At 29.0% G+C, this 19,316-nt stretch carries 20 protein-coding genes and 1 pseudogene; 7 read left to right on the top strand and 14 right to left on the bottom strand.

Going from position 1 to position 19,316, the window contains the following annotated elements:
- Positions 1-73: 73 nt before the first annotated feature.
- Complete coding sequence (locus BXQ17_RS12300; RefSeq protein WP_077810924.1) at positions 74-1,030, bottom strand: dihydrodipicolinate synthase family protein; 957 nt, start codon at positions 1,028-1,030, stop codon at positions 74-76.
- A gap of 245 nt (positions 1,031-1,275) precedes the next feature.
- Between BXQ17_RS12300 and BXQ17_RS12295 the strand changes: the two genes are divergently transcribed.
- The gene (locus BXQ17_RS12295) at positions 1,276-2,124 is read left to right on the top strand and encodes an AraC family transcriptional regulator (protein WP_077810923.1); all 849 of its coding nucleotides are present in this window, start codon (positions 1,276-1,278) and stop codon (positions 2,122-2,124) included.
- Between the two features lie 247 nt (positions 2,125-2,371).
- Positions 2,372-3,210 (top strand): annotated as a pseudogene (locus tag BXQ17_RS12290) (IS982 family transposase).
- Between the two features lie 243 nt (positions 3,211-3,453).
- Here BXQ17_RS12290 and BXQ17_RS14655 read toward each other — a convergent pair.
- From BXQ17_RS14655 to galE, 4 genes are all read right to left on the bottom strand, one after another.
- Positions 3,454-3,978 (bottom strand): tyrosine-type recombinase/integrase, encoded by a 525-nt coding sequence (locus BXQ17_RS14655; RefSeq protein WP_254712379.1) that lies wholly within the window; start codon positions 3,976-3,978, stop codon positions 3,454-3,456.
- Positions 3,926-4,576 (bottom strand): phage integrase SAM-like domain and Arm DNA-binding domain-containing protein, encoded by a 651-nt coding sequence (locus BXQ17_RS14650; RefSeq protein ID WP_254712378.1) that lies wholly within the window; start codon positions 4,574-4,576, stop codon positions 3,926-3,928. The genes BXQ17_RS14655 and BXQ17_RS14650 overlap by 53 nt, the downstream gene beginning before the upstream one ends.
- A gap of 435 nt (positions 4,577-5,011) precedes the next feature.
- Positions 5,012-6,628, bottom strand: a complete 1,617-nt coding sequence (locus BXQ17_RS12280) for a solute:sodium symporter family transporter (protein ID WP_077810922.1) — start codon at positions 6,626-6,628, stop codon at positions 5,012-5,014.
- Between the two features lie 38 nt (positions 6,629-6,666).
- On the bottom strand, positions 6,667-7,698 hold the full coding sequence (gene galE, locus BXQ17_RS12275; protein WP_077810921.1) for a UDP-glucose 4-epimerase GalE: 1,032 nt from the start codon (positions 7,696-7,698) through the stop codon (positions 6,667-6,669).
- Positions 7,699-7,803: 105 nt separating this feature from the next.
- Between galE and BXQ17_RS12270 the strand changes: the two genes are divergently transcribed.
- Genes BXQ17_RS12270 through BXQ17_RS12255 form a run of 4 tightly spaced genes read left to right on the top strand, consistent with a single transcriptional unit; the run spans position 7,804 to position 11,881 of the window.
- A complete protein-coding gene (locus BXQ17_RS12270) occupies positions 7,804-8,802 on the top strand; it encodes a GntR family transcriptional regulator (protein WP_077810920.1) in 999 nt (332 codons plus the stop codon).
- A 3-nt stretch (positions 8,803-8,805) separates the two neighbouring features.
- On the top strand, positions 8,806-9,693 hold the full coding sequence (locus tag BXQ17_RS12265; protein ID WP_077810919.1) for an aldose 1-epimerase: 888 nt from the start codon (positions 8,806-8,808) through the stop codon (positions 9,691-9,693).
- Between the two features lie 11 nt (positions 9,694-9,704).
- Entirely contained in the window at positions 9,705-10,856 is a 1,152-nt protein-coding gene (gene galK, locus BXQ17_RS12260) for a galactokinase (protein WP_077810918.1), read from the top strand.
- A gap of 5 nt (positions 10,857-10,861) precedes the next feature.
- Positions 10,862-11,881, top strand: coding sequence for a UDP-glucose--hexose-1-phosphate uridylyltransferase (locus BXQ17_RS12255; protein ID WP_077810917.1), 1,020 nt, complete (start codon positions 10,862-10,864; stop codon positions 11,879-11,881).
- A gap of 257 nt (positions 11,882-12,138) precedes the next feature.
- Here BXQ17_RS12255 and BXQ17_RS12250 read toward each other — a convergent pair whose 3' ends face one another.
- The 9 genes from BXQ17_RS12250 to pdxA form a co-directional block, all read right to left on the bottom strand.
- Positions 12,139-12,846, bottom strand: a complete 708-nt coding sequence (locus tag BXQ17_RS12250) for a LytTR family DNA-binding domain-containing protein (RefSeq protein ID WP_077810916.1) — start codon at positions 12,844-12,846, stop codon at positions 12,139-12,141.
- A gap of 13 nt (positions 12,847-12,859) precedes the next feature.
- Complete coding sequence (locus BXQ17_RS12245; protein WP_077810915.1) at positions 12,860-13,177, bottom strand: Hpt domain-containing protein; 318 nt, start codon at positions 13,175-13,177, stop codon at positions 12,860-12,862.
- Positions 13,178-13,181: 4 nt separating this feature from the next.
- Positions 13,182-13,631 carry an Lrp/AsnC family transcriptional regulator gene (locus tag BXQ17_RS12240; protein WP_077810914.1) on the bottom strand — a complete coding sequence of 150 codons (450 nt, stop codon included), beginning with the start codon at positions 13,629-13,631 and terminating at the stop codon, positions 13,182-13,184.
- A 94-nt stretch (positions 13,632-13,725) separates the two neighbouring features.
- Entirely contained in the window at positions 13,726-15,063 is a 1,338-nt protein-coding gene (accC, locus tag BXQ17_RS12235) for an acetyl-CoA carboxylase biotin carboxylase subunit (RefSeq protein ID WP_077810913.1), read from the bottom strand.
- Between the two features lie 80 nt (positions 15,064-15,143).
- Complete coding sequence (gene accB, locus BXQ17_RS12230) at positions 15,144-15,632, bottom strand: acetyl-CoA carboxylase biotin carboxyl carrier protein (RefSeq protein ID WP_077810912.1); 489 nt, start codon at positions 15,630-15,632, stop codon at positions 15,144-15,146.
- Between the two features lie 32 nt (positions 15,633-15,664).
- A complete protein-coding gene (locus BXQ17_RS12225) occupies positions 15,665-16,654 on the bottom strand; it encodes a beta-ketoacyl-ACP synthase III (RefSeq protein ID WP_077810911.1) in 990 nt (329 codons plus the stop codon).
- Positions 16,655-16,807: 153 nt separating this feature from the next.
- Positions 16,808-17,002, bottom strand: a complete 195-nt coding sequence (gene rpmF, locus BXQ17_RS12220) for a 50S ribosomal protein L32 (protein WP_068361688.1) — start codon at positions 17,000-17,002, stop codon at positions 16,808-16,810.
- Between the two features lies 1 nt (position 17,003).
- Positions 17,004-17,540 (bottom strand): DUF177 domain-containing protein, encoded by a 537-nt coding sequence (locus BXQ17_RS12215; RefSeq protein ID WP_077810910.1) that lies wholly within the window; start codon positions 17,538-17,540, stop codon positions 17,004-17,006.
- Between the two features lie 80 nt (positions 17,541-17,620).
- Complete coding sequence (gene pdxA / locus BXQ17_RS12210; RefSeq protein ID WP_077810909.1) at positions 17,621-18,661, bottom strand: 4-hydroxythreonine-4-phosphate dehydrogenase PdxA; 1,041 nt, start codon at positions 18,659-18,661, stop codon at positions 17,621-17,623.
- A 57-nt stretch (positions 18,662-18,718) separates the two neighbouring features.
- Between pdxA and BXQ17_RS12205 the strand changes: the two genes are divergently transcribed.
- On the top strand, positions 18,719-19,309 hold the full coding sequence (locus BXQ17_RS12205; RefSeq protein ID WP_077810908.1) for a riboflavin synthase: 591 nt from the start codon (positions 18,719-18,721) through the stop codon (positions 19,307-19,309).
- The last annotated feature ends 7 nt before the right edge of the window (positions 19,310-19,316 follow it).

Here is a 19,316-nt window from a genome sequence, read left to right as displayed (position 1 = left end):
TTTGTAATCTTACCTTGAAATGAAAAATACTTTCTAAAAACCAAGCTTTCTCATTTTTAAATATTTGAAAAGATTAACTTACTAAATCCAGTACTTCCAGTCTTTCTTTTGCCAGCATATATCTTGCACGTACATCGTCAATTTGCTGTTTCGTTAGCTTCTTACCAAAGGTACGCAGTCCTCCAGCAACATCATTGTGATGAATTCCCATGGCAAGTTTAAGATACTCCAAAAGCAAAGGCTGAGCATCCAAATAAGATAAAGAATTTAAAGCTTGAGAAATTTTGTTGGCCTCTGCCCATTCTCCCTTTAAAACATACTCTTGCATCGTAACACTAGCTTTTGGAAAGATACAACCTACACCCGTAATTCCACCACATGCTCCAGCGAGTCCTGCATGTACAGTAACTGTGTCTACTCCTGCCAAAATTTTTAAATCTTTATTTTCTAACATCAGTGTTTCAATAATTGAAACATCTATAGTCGATATTTTAAGAGCAGTTACTTTAGGAAGCACAGAAAGTCTCATAAGAAGCTCAGTTGAGATTGCATGATAACCTGCTGCATCTGGATTGTTATAAGGCATAATGGTTACGCCTACATCTTTTGCAGTTGTTTCTGAAAGAGCAAAGTACTCATACATTTCTTTTTCAGAAGGAACTGCCTTCGTTTTTGGAGGCATCACCATAACTGTATCCACTCCAACTGTTGCAAGTCCTTCAATGATTTTGGCAAGTTCTTCCTTAGTTGCTGCTGATGCTCCGCTGATTAACGGAACATTGTATTCTTTGGCAACCTCAGAAAGAGATTTTAGTAAAGAAAGACGTTGTTTGGTGCTCAGGTAGCTATTCTCACCCAGAGTACCAGACCCCACAAGTCCACACATTCTGCTTCCGTCCTTTCCTTGAGTTTTTAAAATACTTGCGGCCTGTTTTTGAGTTGTATCAAAGTCAATTTCAAGATTGCCATATTTTGACTCTTTTAGCCATGTAAATACTGCAGGCATTACACCTTCCCAATTAGATTTCATTTTGTTATAATTTGATTGATAAAATTATGAATAGTCTCGCTTAAAAAATAAGATTAAATTATTCATTATTTATACTATATTATTCATTATTGTGTTTATATAATTAATTATGAATAGTTTTGTATTAAATATTAAAGCTTGATAAGTTGAGCTAATCATAATTAATTATAGTTTCTAAATTAGTTCGCGATACAATTTTGATGAAAAATTGACATCATACAAACCGACATTTTAACAAAAAACAAATGAAAGTTTATCCTTTTAAAATAACAAAGCCAGAAAATAACGCATTGATTTATCAAGAAGACATTGAGCTAGTTTTTTATGATAAACTGCATCAGCATGATGAAATTCAAATAAGTTTTATAGAACAAGGGAAAGGAACCTTATTGGTTGGCGATAGTATTTCTAGCTATACTACAAATGATATTTTTATTATTGGGAGTAATTTACCTCATGCTTTTAAAAGTGAAGAAAATACACAAGAAAAATCGAAAATGTTGAGTCTTTTTTTTACAAAAGATTCTTTTGGAAATGTTTTTTTTAGCTTAAATGAATTTAAAGAAATTACTAGTTTTTTTGAAAAATCTGAAAAAGGGTTTAGAATTACATCAAATCAAATAGAAATTAAACACTTGTTTTTAGAATTAAAAAAAACCACGAAAATGGAACGATTTATAATTTTCTTAAAATTAATGAAGTTGATATCTTCCTCTGAATTTGAATACTTATCTAGTTTTAATTATTCTAAAAAATACACTGATAGAGAAGGAAACAGAATGCGTTCTGTTTTTGAATACACTATTGAAAACGCTCATTTACCTATAACATTATTAGAAATTTCGGAAGTAGCGAATATGACAAAAAATGCTTTTTGCAAGTATTTTAAAAAGCGAACAAATAAAACATACATTAATTTTTTAACAGAATTACGCATAGAAAATGCATGTAAAATTTTACAGAAATCTAAAGAAATCTCTATAAATGAAATAGCTTTTAATGTTGGCTTTTCAAATATATCCAACTTTAACAGACAGTTTAAAAGACTAAAAAAAACAACACCTACAAATTATAGAAATCATTTATTTGGTTAAATTTTTTAAGATGAAGTATTTTTTATAGTCCTAATTTTATCCATACAACTAAACTTCATTTTACATTTATATCCTATCTGCATTAATATTCATTCCTTTTTAAAATTTAACTTATTTGAATACTATTTATAACACGTTGTTCATTATGATTTAACTTAAAAAAAGCTATTCAACTTACTGATAATCAAAAAATTGTTTTAACATCAAAACATTTACGATGAACAACTTAAATGCAAGTTAAAAAAGAATATTGGAAATTTTAAGGATAAATATCAAATAAAAACAACTGTTAAGCTATCATAGGCATAAGTCTAAAATTAACTGATGAATTTATGGGAGTTGATAGTGAAATTGATCTATTTACAAAGCTCCTAAGTCAATTTCTAATAAAATAGAACGAAGTATTTACAACAAAAGAAAAAGAAATTTATCAAATCATATAGAGGTTATTCATTTAAAATTGGTCTGATGTTTTAACGAGTTTGGAGACTATTTTATTGTGAATAGTATGCCCTTATAAATTTGCAAATTATCAAGAGGTTATCAATCTAAAATATGTTAAGAATCAAATTATAGCTTTCCAGATAAAGGGTATTGTGCTTCACAAAGTTCAGGTATCATGGACACAAATTACATGCTTTTTGTTCTGTAAATGGTGTATTTCAAAGTTTTTACTTAAGTCCAGCCTCAGTGTACGATTTTCACTATTTAAAAGATATTCAGACCCAAATCATAGGCTGAACGTTAATAACAGACAAAGGATATTTATCTTCTGAATTTCAACTAAATTTATTTGAAACTTGTAATAAAATCCTAAATACTGTGACGAGAAATAATCAAAAAAAAAACACAAGAAACAAGCTTATATTTTAGAAAAAACGTCAAAGAATTTAAACATTATTTTCTCAACTTTGTAACCAATTTATGATTAGAAGAAATCCTTATAAATCATCTAAACAACTTAAAAATAGAACACTATACAAAATCACAGCAGCAACTGTATTACAGTTTATCAATATAGGTATTTTTAATAAAAACATCAATAATATTAAAATACACAGCGAGTTTCAATCAGTTAGTTGTTAATTTCGACACGTCTTTTTTAAGGTTTAGTAGCCTTATTAGAAACAAATATTATGTCTAAATTAAGTAAAAAAAGATTTTTAGAAAAACCACAGTTCATTTCCAAATTTTCACAAAAAAGTATTAGAACAAGGGGATGTAGAATGGAAGCTCTTAAAAGAAAATCCACAAGATTATTATGCTGCAAATAGTGGATCAGTTCCTGGTATAATTTATTATACAGATACAGTAGCTTTTTTTAAATAATCATTGGCAATTTTTAGTTCTTCTTGTTTGGAAATTTATCGTGATACTAATATTGCTATGCCTGTATAATTTTTGTAGCATTTGAATTGGAATTTTATCACCAGAAATATTTCCGAATGTATGACGCGAAATATGCATGGTTATTTTTTTATCTATTTCAGCTTTATTTGCTATTCGAGATAAGTATTTATTAAATTTTTTATTAGCGGTTTTTTTCTTTCTTAGTAGGTCTTCTTTACTATTAATATTTGCCTTTTTAAACTCTGGGAAAATAAAATCAGTATTATTTTGTTTATCTTTTTTAAATTGTTCTAATATGTTTTTTACTTTATCTTTTATCTCTATAGACAAATTTTTGGAGTTTTTACTCATCTTGTACATAATTCTGTTATCTACAATATCTGACCACTTAATATTCAGTACATCACCAACTCGCATACCTACATTATAGAAACTAAAAAGCCAAACATTTCTAGCGTGATTTTCTTGATAAGTTAGGTTCTCTAATCTTTCGATTTTTTTCACATCTTCTATGGATAATCCAATTTTTTTTAGACTCTGGAAATTTTATTTTTATTTTACCTCTACCAAAAGGATAAAACTTTTGATCTACATGCCCTTCTCTTATTGCTCTATTAAATAATGTTCTTATTATAATTAAGTTATTCATAACTGATCTTTCAGAATTATTTCTTTCTGTCTTCAGATATGCAATAAAGCGCTTGAGAAAGTTTTCATCAATATCCTGAAAGTATAATTCATTTGTCCCAGCGAAGTTTATAAAATTTTTTATTCTTGATTCGTCTGCATTTAAACGAGAGAACTTTTCGTCAACAATTAATTCATTTATATATTTTGCACTTAATGAATTAAAGGTGTTATCTCCAAAAGGTTTTTTTATTGTCGTCTTAATTTTATTAAGTGTGACATTTTCTTCTCGTGACTCTAAAGTCATAATTTTACTATTAACCTCGGAGAGTATTTTAAGAAGAAAATTGTTAAATTGTGTAGAGTTTGAATAAGAACGTTTTACCTTTCTATTTTTCGCATCCCAATCTTTTAAGTCAATATAAGTTCCAGTAGAGATATATGAAGTTTTTCTGTTTTTAGTAATTCTAATCATTATAGGAAACTGTCCAGACTTGTTAGGCTTCTTTCTAAGAATAATATTGGTTGAAGTAGAAATATTATTTTTTTTTGCAAAAATAACTCAAAATAAATATTAGGAACAACATAGGTACAACATTTTCTGGTTTTGAATGGTTTGTGATGAATTTATATGTTACTTTTACTTTGTATTGTATGAGCAAATCAAACCATTTCAGATCATTTTGATTCAAAATGCACTGGACTTAAAATCCAGTGGTCAGTAATGGCCGTATGGGTTCAAGTCCCATCTTCAGTACTAAAACCGTAACATTTATTTGTTACGTTTTTTTTTATGCGCTATTTTTAAGACTTTTAAAATACTTGATTACTAACTCCTAGATAAACTATAACATTAAAAAAGGCTAATTTTATAAATAAAATTAGCCTTTTTTAATGTTTTTGATACTGATTAAGAAAAGTATATATAAATACCAATTACTATTACACAAATAAAAACTCCTACTGGTTTTAAATATTTCCACGGAGTAATATCTACTTCTTTAGAATCAAACTGTATATATGCTTCTTTTCTTGGATAAAACTTTCCTATCAACAACATAATAATAACATTAAACAAAAAGAGTATAGCCAAAATATGTAAAAAATGTGGATATGTATTGCCTGATACAGTTTCTACACCATTTACAATTTCAATTACATCAAAATTAGGCTGAATAATAAACTGACTAATAGAATATAATACAACACCTGATATTAAACCAATTTTTGCTGCAATTGCTGGCACATACTTGGTAGTATAACCAACTACTACAATTGTTAAAATAGGAATCGAATATGTACCATTAATTTCTTGTAAATAACCAAAAACACTTCCTGCATTTGCTATAAATGGCGCAACAACCATCGCTAAAACTGCCAGAAATACACCAAATATTTTTCCTGCTTTTACAACCTGCTTTTCTGTTGCATCTTTTTTGATGTATTCTTGATAAATATCAATACCAAAAAGTGTTACGCAGCTATTTAAGGCTGAATTAAAAGAACTTAAAATAGCACCAAATAAAACTGCTGCAAAAAAACCAACCAATGATTTTGGTAATACTTCTGTTACTAAAGATGCGTATGCTAGATCTGGTTTTGCCAATTCACCTTTAAAAATATGAAAAGCTATGATTCCTGGTAAAACCAATAATAACGGACCTAATATTTTTAAAAAGGCAGCATATACCAAACCTTTTTGACCTTCTTTTAAGTTTTTAGCTCCTAAAGCTCGCTGAATAATTGCTTGGTTTGTTCCCCAATAAAATAAGTTGATTAATAGCATACCCGTAAATAAAGTAGATAAAGGAACATAAGAATCTTCTGAACCTGTAGAAATAAATTTATCTGGATGCGCGGTCATTAAAGTATCTATACCCGCAAACATATCTCCGTCTCCGATGTAAGTTAAACCAAAATACGGAATCATCAAACCTCCAATAATTAATCCTATAGCGTTTATTGTATCTGAAACAGCAACTGCTTTTAAACCACCAAATACCGCATAAATAGAACCAATAATTCCAATACCAAATACTGTAAACCAAAGTGCTGCATTTTCTGAAACTCCAAAAACTGCAGGTACATCAAACATTGTATTAATTGCAGATGCACCTGTATATAAAACTACGGGTAAAAAAATAGTTACATAACCAGATAAAAACAATCCAGAAACAATTGCTTTCGTGGTTTTATCATATCTACGTTCTAAAAATTGCGGAATTGTAGAAATACCACCTTTTAAATAACGAGGTAAAAGAAAAACTGCAATTATAACCATAGTTATGGCTGCTAAAGTTTCCCAAGCCATTACTAAAATACCTTGCTCGTATGCTTGCCCATTTAAACCAACTATTTGTTCTGTAGATAAATTGGTTAACAAAAGAGATCCCGCAATTACAATTCCAGTCAAACTTCTTCCTCCTAAAAAATAACCATCTTTAGATGTCTCTTTTGAAGACCTTGTTAATAAATAAGAAATTAGAGCTACAAGAACCGTAAAACTTAAAAATGATAATAATTGCATAGTTTAATATTTACGGTAATGTAATAATTTTATAATTACTATAAATTACCGTCTCTTAATTTTTTTTCCCATTGCCATGAAGAACTTATCATTTCGTTTAAAGTTTTATTTGCAGACCAACCTAATTTTAATTTTGCTAAATCGGTAGATGCAAATAATTGAGGTACATCTCCAGGTCTTCTTTCTACAATTTCATAATTTAAATTGATTCCAGAAACTTCTTCAAAAGATTTTATTACATCTAAAACAGAAAAACCTTTACCTGTACCTAAATTAAAAGTTTCTAAAGCTGTTTCTTGTTTTTGCAACAACAATCTTTTTACAGCAATTACATGTGCATTTGCCAAATCTAAAACATGAATATAATCTCTAATTGGTGTTCCGTCTGGTGTTGGATAATCATTACCATAAACCATTAGTTTTTCTCTTAAACCTACTGCTGTTTGAGTTATATACGGCATCAAATTGTTTGGAATACCACTAGGTAATTCGCCAATTAAACCAGATTCATGCGCACCAATAGGGTTAAAATAACGCAAAGATATTGCAGAAAAAGAATCGTTAGAGTTTATTAAATCTTCTAAAATTTCTTCGGCAATTTTTTTTGTATTTCCGTAAGCAGAAAATGGTCGTTGCGTTTTATTTTCTTCGGTAATTGGTAAAACTTCAGGTGTACCATATACTGTTGCCGAAGAAGAAAAGATAAAATTGTTAATTCCGTTTTCTATCTGCGCACTTAAAGTGTTTAACAAAGAATATAAATTATTTTTGTAATATTTTAAAGGATTTTTAACAGACTCTCCTACTGCTTTTGAAGCAGCAAAATGAATAACAGCTTTCGCATCTTTGTGTTCAGAAAAAACCATACTTGTTTTAGACGCATCTTTTAAATCGAGTTCTACAAATATTGGTTTTACACCTGTAATTTGATGTATTCTATCTAAAGTTTTTTTCGAAGAGTTCGATAAATCGTCAATAATAACTACTTCAAAGTTATTGTCTATCAATTCTATTACTGTGTGAGAACCTATATAACCGCAACCACCAGTTACTATAATTTTATTTTTCATGCTGTCTTAAATATAATAATGATATGCAATTATACAAAATTAAAATTTAAAAACCGACTAGTACCTACTAGTTGCTTTGTTTAAAAATAATTATATATTTGCAATATGAGTTTAGTAACCTTAAATAAGAAATCTAAAGTACCAAAGTACAAACAAATTATAGCATCTATTGAAGATGCTGTACAAAACGGCACGCTTAAAAAAGGAGATAAACTACCATCTATAAATAGTTTAAGAGATACTTACAAATTATCTAGAGATACTGTTTTAATGGCTTTTAATGAACTTAAAAATCGAGGAATTATACATTCTGTAGTTGGTAAAGGATATTATTTATCATCAGAAAATGTTAGTGTTTCTCAAAAAATATTTTTGCTTTTTGATGAGTTTAATGCCTTTAAAGAAGATTTATACAATTCTTTTCTAAGTAATTTAAATGCTAATATTAAAGTTGACATTTACTTTCATCATTTTAATCCTAAAATTTTTAATGCTTTAATTCTAGACAATATTGGCAATTATAATCATTACATAATTATGCCAGCAAATCTAGAAAACACAGATTTAGTTCTAGAAAATTTACCAAAAGAAAAAGTATTTATTTTAGATCAACTAAACCCAGAATTAAAAGCATATTCGTCAATTTTTCAAAATTTTGAAAAAAATATATTTACGGGTTTAAATGAAGTTAAAGGTAAACTAGCAAACTACACCAAGTTGATTTTTTTATATGATAAAAAAACTCAGCCTAAAGCAATGTTAGATGGTTTCGAAAAATTCTGTGAAAAAGAAAATTTTGAAAATGAAGTTATTGACACTTTAACAACAAGAAAAATCGAAAAGGGAGATGTTTATATTATTCCTGAAGATAAAAATCTAATACGAATTATTAAGAAAATTAAAGAGACCAATTTAATTCTTAAAAAAGATATTGGTATAATTTGTTATAACGACACTATGCTTAAAGAAATTGTAGAAGGCGGAATTACAACTATCTCTACAGATTTTACAGAAATGGGTAAAAATCTTGCATCAATTTTAACAAGTAAAGAAAAAGTCCAAATAGAAAATCCATCAAAAATAATTGTTAGAAACTCCCTGTAAATTATGATAACGGTTAAACATTTAGAAGATAATAAAATTATAGAGTTTAAAAACACACTAAATAATTCTATTGCAATTATCAATTTAAAATTAGGCGGTAGTATACAAAAACTTCAAATTAATGGCGAACAAATTCTTGCAGACATGCATCCTGTTTCATACGAAACATGCTATCATTCGGCAATTCTATTTCCTTTTGTAAACAGAATTGATAACGGAAAATATATTTTTAACAAAAAAGAATTTCAATTTAAAATAAACGAACCAGGAAATAACAATGCTTTGCATGGTTTAGTTTTTAATAAAGAGTTTGTTTTTGAAAACCAAAATACAACAGTAAATAGCACATCGGTTACTTTAAGTTATACAGAAAAAGATAAAAATCCTGCATTTCCGTATGTATATAAAATTACATTAATCTACACATTTTCTAATACAAATGTTGCTTTAGAAATTAAAGTTGACAATATAGATTCAGAGAGTTTCCCTTTTACCTTAGGTTGGCATCCATATTTCTATTCTAAAAACTTATCTAAAAGTACCCTTAAATTTAATGCTGATAAAAAAGTAAATCATAATAATAAAATGATTACTAAAAACTTACAGGCAACCAATATAAACGAATTAAAAGATTTAGATTCTGGCAATTACGATGACTGTTTTAGTTTAAGAAGCAGTAAAGTTATTTTTGAAACGCCGACTTATAATTTCACTTTAAATTCTAATTTAAAAGACAATTACCTTCAAATTTATACTCCAGAAAATAAAAATGCCATTGCTATTGAACCAATAACAGGTATATCTGATAGTTTTAATAATAAAGTAGGGCTACAAATATTAAAACCAAACACAAGTTTTTCTTCAATTTATACCTTATCAGTAGATATTTAACACATTATATTATGAAAAAAGAATTAATAAAAGAGGTTAAAAAAAGTTTCAAAAAACACTTTAATACAAAACCAATTATGGTGTTTTCTCCTGGTAGAATTAATTTAATAGGAGAACATACAGATTATAATGATGGTTTTGTATTTCCGGCTGCTATAGACAAAGGTATTGCATTGGCAATTTATAAAAATGACGAAAATGTAAGCAATGTGTACGCTTTAAATAAAGAAGAAATGTATTCTTTCGGTTTAGAGAACATAACACCTTTAAAAGATGGTGGTTGGCGAAATTATATTTTAGGTGTTGTTTCAGAAATTCAAAAATTAAATATTCAATTAGATAATTTTAATTGTGTTTTTGCAGGAGATATTCCAGGTGGCGCTGGTATGTCATCATCAGCAGCATTAGAAAATAGCATTGTTTTTGGTTTGAATGAATTGTTTAATTTAAAACTTACAAAAGAAGAAATGATTTTAATTTCTCAAAAAGCAGAACATAATTATGCCGGAGTAAAGTGCGGTATAATGGATCAATATGCTAGCATGTTTGGCGAAAAGAAAAGTGCACTTTTGTTAGATTGTAGATCTATCGAGTCTAAATCTTTCAAAATCGATTTTAAAAAATACAAACTCCTTTTAATTAATAGTAATGTTAAACACGACTTATCTGAAAGTGCATATAATGATAGAAGAGCGGTTTGCGAAAAGGTTTCTAAATTATTAAACGTAACTGCTCTTAGAGATGCTACTTTAGAAGATTTAAATGCAATAAAATCTAAAATATCTAATGCAGATTATGAAAAGGCTTCTTATGTTATTGAAGAAAATTCTAGGGTAGAAAAATTTTCTGAAGCCATACAAAAAAATGATATTGAAACTTTAGGAAATTTAATTTATCAATCTCACGATGGTTTAAGTTCTAAATATAAAGTTAGCTGTAAAGAATTGGATTTTTTAGTTGATGAAACTAGAAATAATTCTAAAATTTTAGGTGCAAGAATGATGGGCGGTGGTTTTGGCGGATGTACAATAAACCTTATTAAAAAATCTGAAATTGAAGATTTTAAAAATGAAATTTCTAAAAATTTCAATGAAAAATTTGACAAAGAATGTTCTATTTATCAGGTAAAATTATCTGAAGGTACAAGAATCATAAAAAAATAATTGTTATGAATACAAACTTACAAGATTATTCACACAAGAGATTAAATATTTTAACTGGTGAATGGGTTCTAGTTTCACCACATAGATCTAAAAGACCTTGGCAAGGTCAAAACGAAGAAATTTCGAATGAGAAAAGACCATCCTATGATGAAAACTGCTATTTATGTGCAACAAATACTAGAATTAATGGCGAAATAAATCCAGATTATAAAGATGTATTTGTTTTTACAAACGATTTTGCTGCATTACAAAAAGATTCTCCATCTTTTAATATAGATGATGGTTTATTTAAAGCTAAAAGCGAAACCGGAATTTGTAAAGTTATTTGTTTTAGTCCAGATCACTCTAAAAGTTTAGCAGACATGGACGTTAAAGACATTAAAACAGTAGTGAATGTTTGGCAACAAGAATATATATCTTTAGGTGAAAATAAAGACATCAATTATGTTCAAATTTTCGAAAATAAAGGTGCAGTAATGGGCTGTAGTAATCCACATCCACACGGTCAAATCTGGAGTCAATCTACATTACCTAATGAAGTTGAAAAGAAAGACAATCAACAATTAAAATATTACAATACTAAAAACAGCAACCTTTTAGAAGATTATTTAAAACAAGAATTAGACGCTAACGAAAGAATTATATTTCAAAACAAAGATTTTGTTGTATTAACTCCGTTTTGGGCGATTTGGCCATTTGAGGTAATGATTGCTCCTAAAAAAGCACAAGAAAATATTACTAAGATGACAGATGAAGAAGCTTTAAATTATGCTGAAGCAATATCTGTAATAACCAAAGCTTACGACAAATTATTTAACACCTCTTTTCCTTATTCTAGTGGTATACATCAATCGCCAACTAATAATAAAGAGAATAAACACTGGCATTGGCACATGAGTTTTTATCCGCCATTATTAAGAAGTGCAACTGTAAAAAAGTTTATGGTTGGATACGAAATGTTTGGATCACCACAACGAGATATAACTGCAGAATTAGCAGCAAAAAGATTAAAAAATCTTATATAAAAAAAAGCCTTTGTAATTAAACAAAGGCTTTTTTTATTATCAATTCAAAAAAATAAATATTTTTATTTTTTTCTGTTTACAAGTTCCCCAACTCATAAACGTAACTAATTTTGATAAAATAACTCAACTTTTTATTATGAAAATGTATCTACCTCTAAATACACTTCAAAGATACATCGTATATGTGTTGTTAAATTTAATTTTCGATAAGTTATTTAGAATTATCGACGAATGGCATTAGTTGTTAGACAAACTGTTTACAACAAGTTTAACCTTTTCATCAATTCGGTTTTATGAGACCTACTAATAGGAATCACGTGCTTTTTAATCAAAACACTGTTATCTTCTATATCTATAATTTCTGAAGTATTAATAATATAAGACCTATGGATTCTAAGAAAAGAATCTAACGGAAGCTTCTTTTCTATTTTTTTTAAAGTAGAATGTACAATAAAACTTTTCTTATCTGTTCTAATACCAATATAATCTCCTTTAGCCTCTATTAAAAGTATTTCTGGTATATTAATTTTAACCAAACGCTTTTCTACATTCACAAAAATGTAATCTTTATTTTCTATACTTTTACTAGGGTGTTTCTCTTTTGGTTTATCAGTATTTAAATTAATTAACTTATCTACAGATTTTAAAAACCTTTCTTTTGCTATTGGTTTTAATAAATAATCTACAACACTTTTATATTCAAAAGCTTCTAACGCAAAGTTTTTGTCTGATGTTGTAAGTATAATTTTTACGTTTGATTTAATTGTTTTAATAAAGTCAATGCCCGAAAAAGTAGGCATATGAATATCTAAAAAAGCTACATCGATATTTTTATTTGAATTTAAAAACTTAATTGCTTCTATAGCAGAAGAAAACTCTTCTATTATTTCTAAATCTGTTTCTTTACATAACTGCCTAATTATTAATCTAGCAGATACATCATCATCTATTATTATACAGTTCATAGTGTAGTTAGTACTATTGGTTTTTTAAATATACGTTAATTCTCTCTAAAATAAATACAAGCTCTGTATATTGTTCAATATTACCTTTTTTTGCATCATTTTCTACTTTAGAAGCAAATTCTAAAGCCATTGGCATACCCAACATACCTATTTTATGTTTTATTTTATGGATACACAAACTTAATTCTTCATAATTTTTATGCTCGTAAAAATTTTTTAATGATAATAATTCTTCCGGAAAATCAGTTTTTAAAATAGTTAACATACTATTTTCAAAACTAGCATCACCGCCAGAAACTTCTTTTAAATAATTTAAATTAGGGTTTTCCAAAGGATTAAATATTTATTTGTCTTTTAATTTGTTGGTCTAATGAAATAAATGTTTCTGTTCTTAAAACATTTTTTATTGGCTGAATTTTATCATTTAAAATACGCATTAAACTCTCGTTATCTTTACATAGTATTTTAACCAAAATAGCATAATTACCAGTTGTATAATGACTTTCTATAACCTCTGGTATTTCTTTTAATCTTTTTATTGATGATGATAGCTGGCTTGAAGAATCTAAATAAACCCCAACAAAAGCAGTCGTTGTATAACCCAAAGATTTCGGGTTAATAATCATATTGTACCCTTCTATCAGTTTAGATTTTTCTAATTTTTTTAATCTTTGATGAATTGCCGCACCAGATATACCTACTTCTCTAGCAATACTTAAAATAGGTGTTCTAGCATCTTTAACCAAAGTTCTAATTATTGTTTTATCAATTCCATCAATTTTCATAATTCAACATATATTAACTATAAAGGTAAAAAAAATAGAGAATACAAACTGTATTCTCTATTTAACTTTATTATTATAACTAAATAGTAAGATTTTAACTCATTGTAAAATCTTCCATAAACTTAGTTGTATAATTACCTGCAACATAATCTGGATGATCCATTAATTGTCTATGAAAAGGTATTGTTGTTTTAATTCCTTCAATAACAAACTCATCTAATGCACGCTTCATTTTATTAATTGCTTCTTCTCTTGTTTGAGCAGTCGTAATTAATTTAGCAATCATAGAATCGTAATTTGGCGGAATCATATATCCTGCATATACGTGCGTATCGATTCTTATTCCGTGCCCACCAGGAGCATGAAAAGTAGTAATTTTACCCGGAGCTGGTCTAAAATTATTATGAGGATCTTCAGCATTAATTCTACATTCTATAGAATGCATTTTAGGATAATAATTTTTACCAGAAATTGGCACACCAGCAGCAACTAAAATTTGCTCTCTAATTAAGTCGTAATCTACAACCTCTTCTGTAATTGGGTGCTCTACTTGTATACGAGTATTCATCTCCATAAAGTAGAAGTTTCTGTGCTTATCAACTAAAAACTCTACAGTACCTGCACCTTCATATTTAATAAACTCTGCGGCTTTTACGGCTGCATTACCCATTGCTTCTCTTAATTCATCTGTCATGAAAGGAGAAGGTGTTTCTTCTGTTAATTTTTGATGACGTCTTTGTACAGAACAATCTCTTTCTGATAAATGACATGCTTTCCCGAAAGAATCTCCTACAATTTGAATTTCGATATGTCTTGGCTCTTCAATAAGCTTTTCCATGTACATATCATCGTTACCAAATGCGGCTTTAGATTCTTGTCTTGCAGAATCCCAAGCATCTTTTAAGTCTTCTGGTTTCCAAACGGCACGCATACCTTTACCTCCACCTCCGGCAGAAGCTTTAAGCATTATTGGGTAACCTGTTTCTACAGCTAACTTTTCACACTCTTCAAAATCGGTAATTACACCTTCACTTCCAGGTACACAAGGTACACCGGCAGCTTTCATAGTAGATTTAGCATTTGCTTTATCTCCCATTTGGTCAATCATTTCACCTGTTGCACCAATAAACTTAATATTATGCTCGTCACATAATTTAGAAAATTTAGCGTTTTCAGATAAAAACCCGTAACCTGGGTGAATAGCATCTGCATTTGTTATTTCTGCAGCAGCAATAATGTTAGACATCTTTAAATAAGATTCTGAACTTTGTGCTGGACCAATACAAACGGCTTCATCTGCAAATCTAACGTGTAAACTTTCTGCATCTGCAGTAGAATATACTGCTACAGTTTTTATACCCATTTCTCTACAGGTTCTAATAACACGTAATGCTATTTCACCTCTATTGGCAATTAATATTTTTTTAAACATATTATAAAAAATTATGAATTATGAATTTGTAGTTACAAGCAAGACATATCTTGTTCGTAATTTTAATTCATAATTAATTATTATGATGGGTCTACCAAAAATAATGGTTGATCAAATTCTACCGGAGAAGAATCGTCTACTAATACTTTAACAATTTTACCAGAAATTTCTGATTCAATTTCGTTAAATAATTTCATAGCTTCGATAACACATACTGTATCACCAACTTTAACCTCTGTACCAACTTCTACAAAATTTGGTTTATCTGGAGAAGGCTTTCTATAAAAAGTTCCAATAATTGGAGATTTTATGGTAATAAATTTAGAATCATCATTATCAGACACAGGTGCAGCAGCTTGTTCTACAGCAGCAACTGGTGCCGATGGCGCTTGTTGTTGTGCAGACATTTGAGGTAAACCTTGCATTGGTGCAGCTTGCACAATAGTAGTTTCTGTTTTACCAGAACCTGTTCTAATTGTAATTTTTACATCTTCCATTTCTAACTTTACCTCGCTTGCACCAGATTTAGCTACAAATTTTATAAGATTTTGAATTTCTTTAATATCCATTTCCTTATTGTTTAGTTGTTATTTTATATAAATTAGTAAGCCCATTTAAGGTACGCAGCTCCCCATGTGAAACCACCACCAAATGCGGCAAATATTAAATTATCTCCTTTTTTAAGCTTATTTTCGTAATCAGCTAATAATAATGGTAAGGTTGCAGAAGTAGTGTTACCATATCGATGAATATTCATCATTACTTTTTCTGCAGAAACACCAACTCTTTTTGCTGTTGCTTCTATTATTCTTTTATTAGCTTGATGTGCAACTAACCATTGAATATCTGGTTCTGTTAAATTATTTCTAACCAACATTTTTTCTGCAACATCTGCCATATTAGAAACGGCATATTTAAAAACAGTTTTACCTTCTTGATAAACAAAGTGCTTACCATCTTCTACTGTTTGTTTTGTAGCTGGCATTTGAGAACCACCTGCTTCAATTCTTAAGAAATCTCTACCAATACCATCACTTCTTAAGTATTCATCTTGAAAACCTAAACCTTCTGTATTTGGTTCAAATAACGCAGCTCCTGCTCCGTCACCAAAAATAATACAAGTTGCTCTATCTGTGTAATCTATTATAGAAGACATTTTATCGGCTCCTATTAATAAAACTTTTTTATATCTACCAGATTCTATATAACTTGTAACAGTAGACATACCATATAAAAAACTAGAGCAAGCCGCTTGTAAATCGTAAGCAAAAGCATTTGTTGCACCTATTTCTGTAGCAACATAAGCCGCTGTAGAAGCAACTGGTAAATCTGGTGTTGCAGTCGCAACAATTACCAAATCTATTTCTTTAGGGTCTAAATTTTTCTTACTGATCAAATCTTCTGACGCTTTAATAGCCATATAAGAAGTACCAAGACCTTCACCTTTTAAGATTCTTCTTTCTTTGATACCAGTTCTAGTAGTAATCCATTCGTCATTGGTATCTACATAGCTTTCTAACTCTTTGTTAGTTAAAACATATTCAGGAACATATTTCCCTACTGCTGTAATTGCTGCAGTGATTTTTGTCATAATACTTAGTTTGTTATCCCAATGTTAAGGAATTTCAAAGAAATGAAATTTATTTTACTTTTTAGAATAAAAAGTATTAAAACGATGGGATTTCGTATAAAAACGCAAAAAAACCCTCAAATTTGAGGGTTTTTTATGTAAAATAAAAATTTTCTATGCTTCTGCTGCTGCAGATTCTAATACTACTTGACCTCTATAGTAAAGTTTACCTTCGTGCCAGTGAGCTCTGTGATATAAGTGCGCTTCACCTGTTGTTGGGTCTGTAGCAATCTGTTGTGCAGATGCTTTATAATGCGTTCTCCTTTTATCTCTTCTCGTTTTCGATATTTTTCTTTTAGGATGTGCCATTTTATGTCTTTTTTTCTGTTATTAAATTCTTTAATTTATCCCATCTAGGGTCTGTTGTTTCAACAGTTTTTTCTTCTTTTATTTCTAACTCTTCTAATTTGCTCAAAGCTTCAGATTTCATCGTACCATCTAGTACTTTTGGATGAACTCTTTTACTTGGAACAGCTAACACAATCATTTCATAAATAAACTGTGCTACATTAAATTGATATACTTCATGCGGTAAAATTAAAATCTCTTCATTGTCATCATTATATTCTGGTCCAAATTTTACAACTAAAGGTAATTTAGAGGTAATTTCAAGGTCAAAATACTCATTTGTTACATCACAAGGCACATTAACTGTACCTGAAGCTGTAAATAAAAGCTCAAAAAAAGTGCTTTTTTTTACAAATTCTAAAGTAACATTTATAGAAGATTTTTTAAATTCACTATAATTATAAAACTCAAAGAACGTATTATCAATACTATACTCAAATAGATGTTTACCTTCTTTTAATCCTACAAACTGTATGTTGTATTGTTTCAAGTCTTTCATTATCAAACATCAATTGAGCGTGCAAAGATATAAAAAAATGTTTTTATACACTGTTTTCTTTAAAAAAAAGAAAATTATTTTTAATGCTTTGCTAAAAGTGGGTTTTTAGTTAGTTCTTTATAATCGTTTCTAGTCTTGTAAATATGAATTGCAGAAAACAGTGCTTCTTTAAAAGACGATGGGTTTGCTAGATTTTTACCTGCAATATCAAAACCTGTTCCGTGATCTGGTGATGTTCTAATTTCACTTAATCCTGCTGTAAAATTTACACCATTACCAAAAGACAATGCTTTAAAAGGCGCCAAACCTTGATCGTGATAAGTTGCCAAAACACCATCAAACTGCTTATATGTTTCAGACCCAAAGAAACCATCCGCAGCATAAGGTCCAAAAACTAACTTGCCACTTTCTTTAATTTCTTCTATAGTAGGTTTAATAATTTCATCATCTTCTTTACCAATCACACCTTTATCTCCACAATGAGGATTTAAACCTAAAACTGCAATTTTTGGTTTTGCAATGCCAAAATCTTTCTTTAAAGACGCATGCATTGTCGACACTTTTTCTTTAATAATTTCTGGAGTAATAGCTTCTGCTACTTTCGAAATAGGAATATGACCCGTTATCAAACCAATTCTTAATACATCTGTCATAAGAATCATTAAGCTTTTACCTGGCAAGTTTTCTTCTAAATATTCTGTATGACCCGGAAAATTAAATGTTTCTGACTGTATGGTTTCTTTATTAATAGGTGCAGTTAATAAAACATCTACACTTTTATTCTTTAAATGCTCTACCGCAGCTTCTAAAGATTTTGCTGCATACGAACCAGAAACTTTAGTTTCCTCTCCTAATTTAATAGAAACATCTTCTTTCCAAACATTTAAAACATTTATTTTAGAATGATTTATTTGATTAATTTGGTTAATTCCATGTACGGGAACCTCTAATTTTAAAGCTTTTTTATGATAAGAAACAACTTTCATTGCTCCAAATAAAACTGGTGTACAGAAATCTAACATTCGTTTATCTTCAAATGTTTTTAAAATAACTTCAATACCTATACCATTTAAATCTCCTATTGAAATTCCGACGATTATTTTATCAGTTTTATCAGCCATAACTCTTGTAATATTCTTAATTTTGATGTTCTACAAAAGTAACTAAAATTTAGAGAAATGTTTACAGGAATAATAGAGACACTTGGTAAAGTAACAAACTTAGTAAGTGAGCAAGATAATCTTCATATAACAGTAAGTAGCAATATTACAAACGAGTTAAAAATAGATCAAAGCGTTGCCCATAATGGCGTATGTTTAACTGTTGTTGGTATCAACGAAAATGAATATACAGTTACCGCTATTAAAGAAACTTTAGACAAAACAAATATTGGAGAATTAAAAATAGATTCTATTGTAAATTTAGAAAGAGCAATGAAACTTGGCGATCGACTAGACGGCCATATAGTGCAAGGTCATGTAGATGAAACTGGTACTTGTACAAATATTGAAAACCAGAACGGAAGCACTGTTTTTACTTTTCGTTATAATGCAACGATAAATAATAATATTACAATTGAGAAAGGTTCTATAACAGTAAACGGAGTAAGTTTAACGGTTGTAAACTCGAAAGATGATTCTTTTAGTGTTGCAATTATACCTTACACTTTAGAAAACACTTCTTTTAAAACTTTAGCAGTAGATGATAAAGTAAATCTAGAATTCGATGTAATTGGTAAATACGTAAGTCGTCTTACTAAAAAATCATAAGAAATTT

The sequence above is a fragment of the Polaribacter sp. BM10 genome (assembly GCF_002005425.1).
GTDB lineage: Bacteria > Bacteroidota > Bacteroidia > Flavobacteriales > Flavobacteriaceae > Polaribacter > Polaribacter marinaquae.
The sequence above is the reverse complement of the archived record's forward strand: the minus strand, read 5'-3'. Positions and strand labels throughout refer to the sequence as shown.

Coding starts and splice junctions, on each gene's coding strand:
- BXQ17_RS12240 (WP_077810914.1), bottom strand. CDS start 13,631: ATGAAAATTGATGGAATTGATAAAACAATAATTAGAACTTTGGTTAAA.
- BXQ17_RS12300 (WP_077810924.1), bottom strand. CDS start 1,030: ATGAAATCTAATTGGGAAGGTGTAATGCCTGCAGTATTTACATGGCTA.
- BXQ17_RS12215 (WP_077810910.1), bottom strand. CDS start 17,540: ATGAAAGACTTGAAACAATACAACATACAGTTTGTAGGATTAAAAGAA.
- BXQ17_RS12280 (WP_077810922.1), bottom strand. CDS start 6,628: ATGCAATTATTATCATTTTTAAGTTTTACGGTTCTTGTAGCTCTAATT.
- accB (WP_077810912.1), bottom strand. CDS start 15,632: ATGGATATTAAAGAAATTCAAAATCTTATAAAATTTGTAGCTAAATCT.
- BXQ17_RS12205 (WP_077810908.1), top strand. CDS start 18,719: ATGTTTACAGGAATAATAGAGACACTTGGTAAAGTAACAAACTTAGTA.
- accC (WP_077810913.1), bottom strand. CDS start 15,063: ATGTTTAAAAAAATATTAATTGCCAATAGAGGTGAAATAGCATTACGT.
- pdxA (WP_077810909.1), bottom strand. CDS start 18,661: ATGGCTGATAAAACTGATAAAATAATCGTCGGAATTTCAATAGGAGAT.
- galK (WP_077810918.1), top strand. CDS start 9,705: ATGAAAAAAGAATTAATAAAAGAGGTTAAAAAAAGTTTCAAAAAACAC.
- rpmF (WP_068361688.1), bottom strand. CDS start 17,002: ATGGCACATCCTAAAAGAAAAATATCGAAAACGAGAAGAGATAAAAGG.
- BXQ17_RS12270 (WP_077810920.1), top strand. CDS start 7,804: ATGAGTTTAGTAACCTTAAATAAGAAATCTAAAGTACCAAAGTACAAA.
- BXQ17_RS12250 (WP_077810916.1), bottom strand. CDS start 12,846: ATGAACTGTATAATAATAGATGATGATGTATCTGCTAGATTAATAATT.
- BXQ17_RS12295 (WP_077810923.1), top strand. CDS start 1,276: ATGAAAGTTTATCCTTTTAAAATAACAAAGCCAGAAAATAACGCATTG.
- BXQ17_RS12265 (WP_077810919.1), top strand. CDS start 8,806: ATGATAACGGTTAAACATTTAGAAGATAATAAAATTATAGAGTTTAAA.
- BXQ17_RS14650 (WP_254712378.1), bottom strand. CDS start 4,576: ATGATTAGAATTACTAAAAACAGAAAAACTTCATATATCTCTACTGGA.
- BXQ17_RS12255 (WP_077810917.1), top strand. CDS start 10,862: ATGAATACAAACTTACAAGATTATTCACACAAGAGATTAAATATTTTA.
- galE (WP_077810921.1), bottom strand. CDS start 7,698: ATGAAAAATAAAATTATAGTAACTGGTGGTTGCGGTTATATAGGTTCT.
- BXQ17_RS12225 (WP_077810911.1), bottom strand. CDS start 16,654: ATGACAAAAATCACTGCAGCAATTACAGCAGTAGGGAAATATGTTCCT.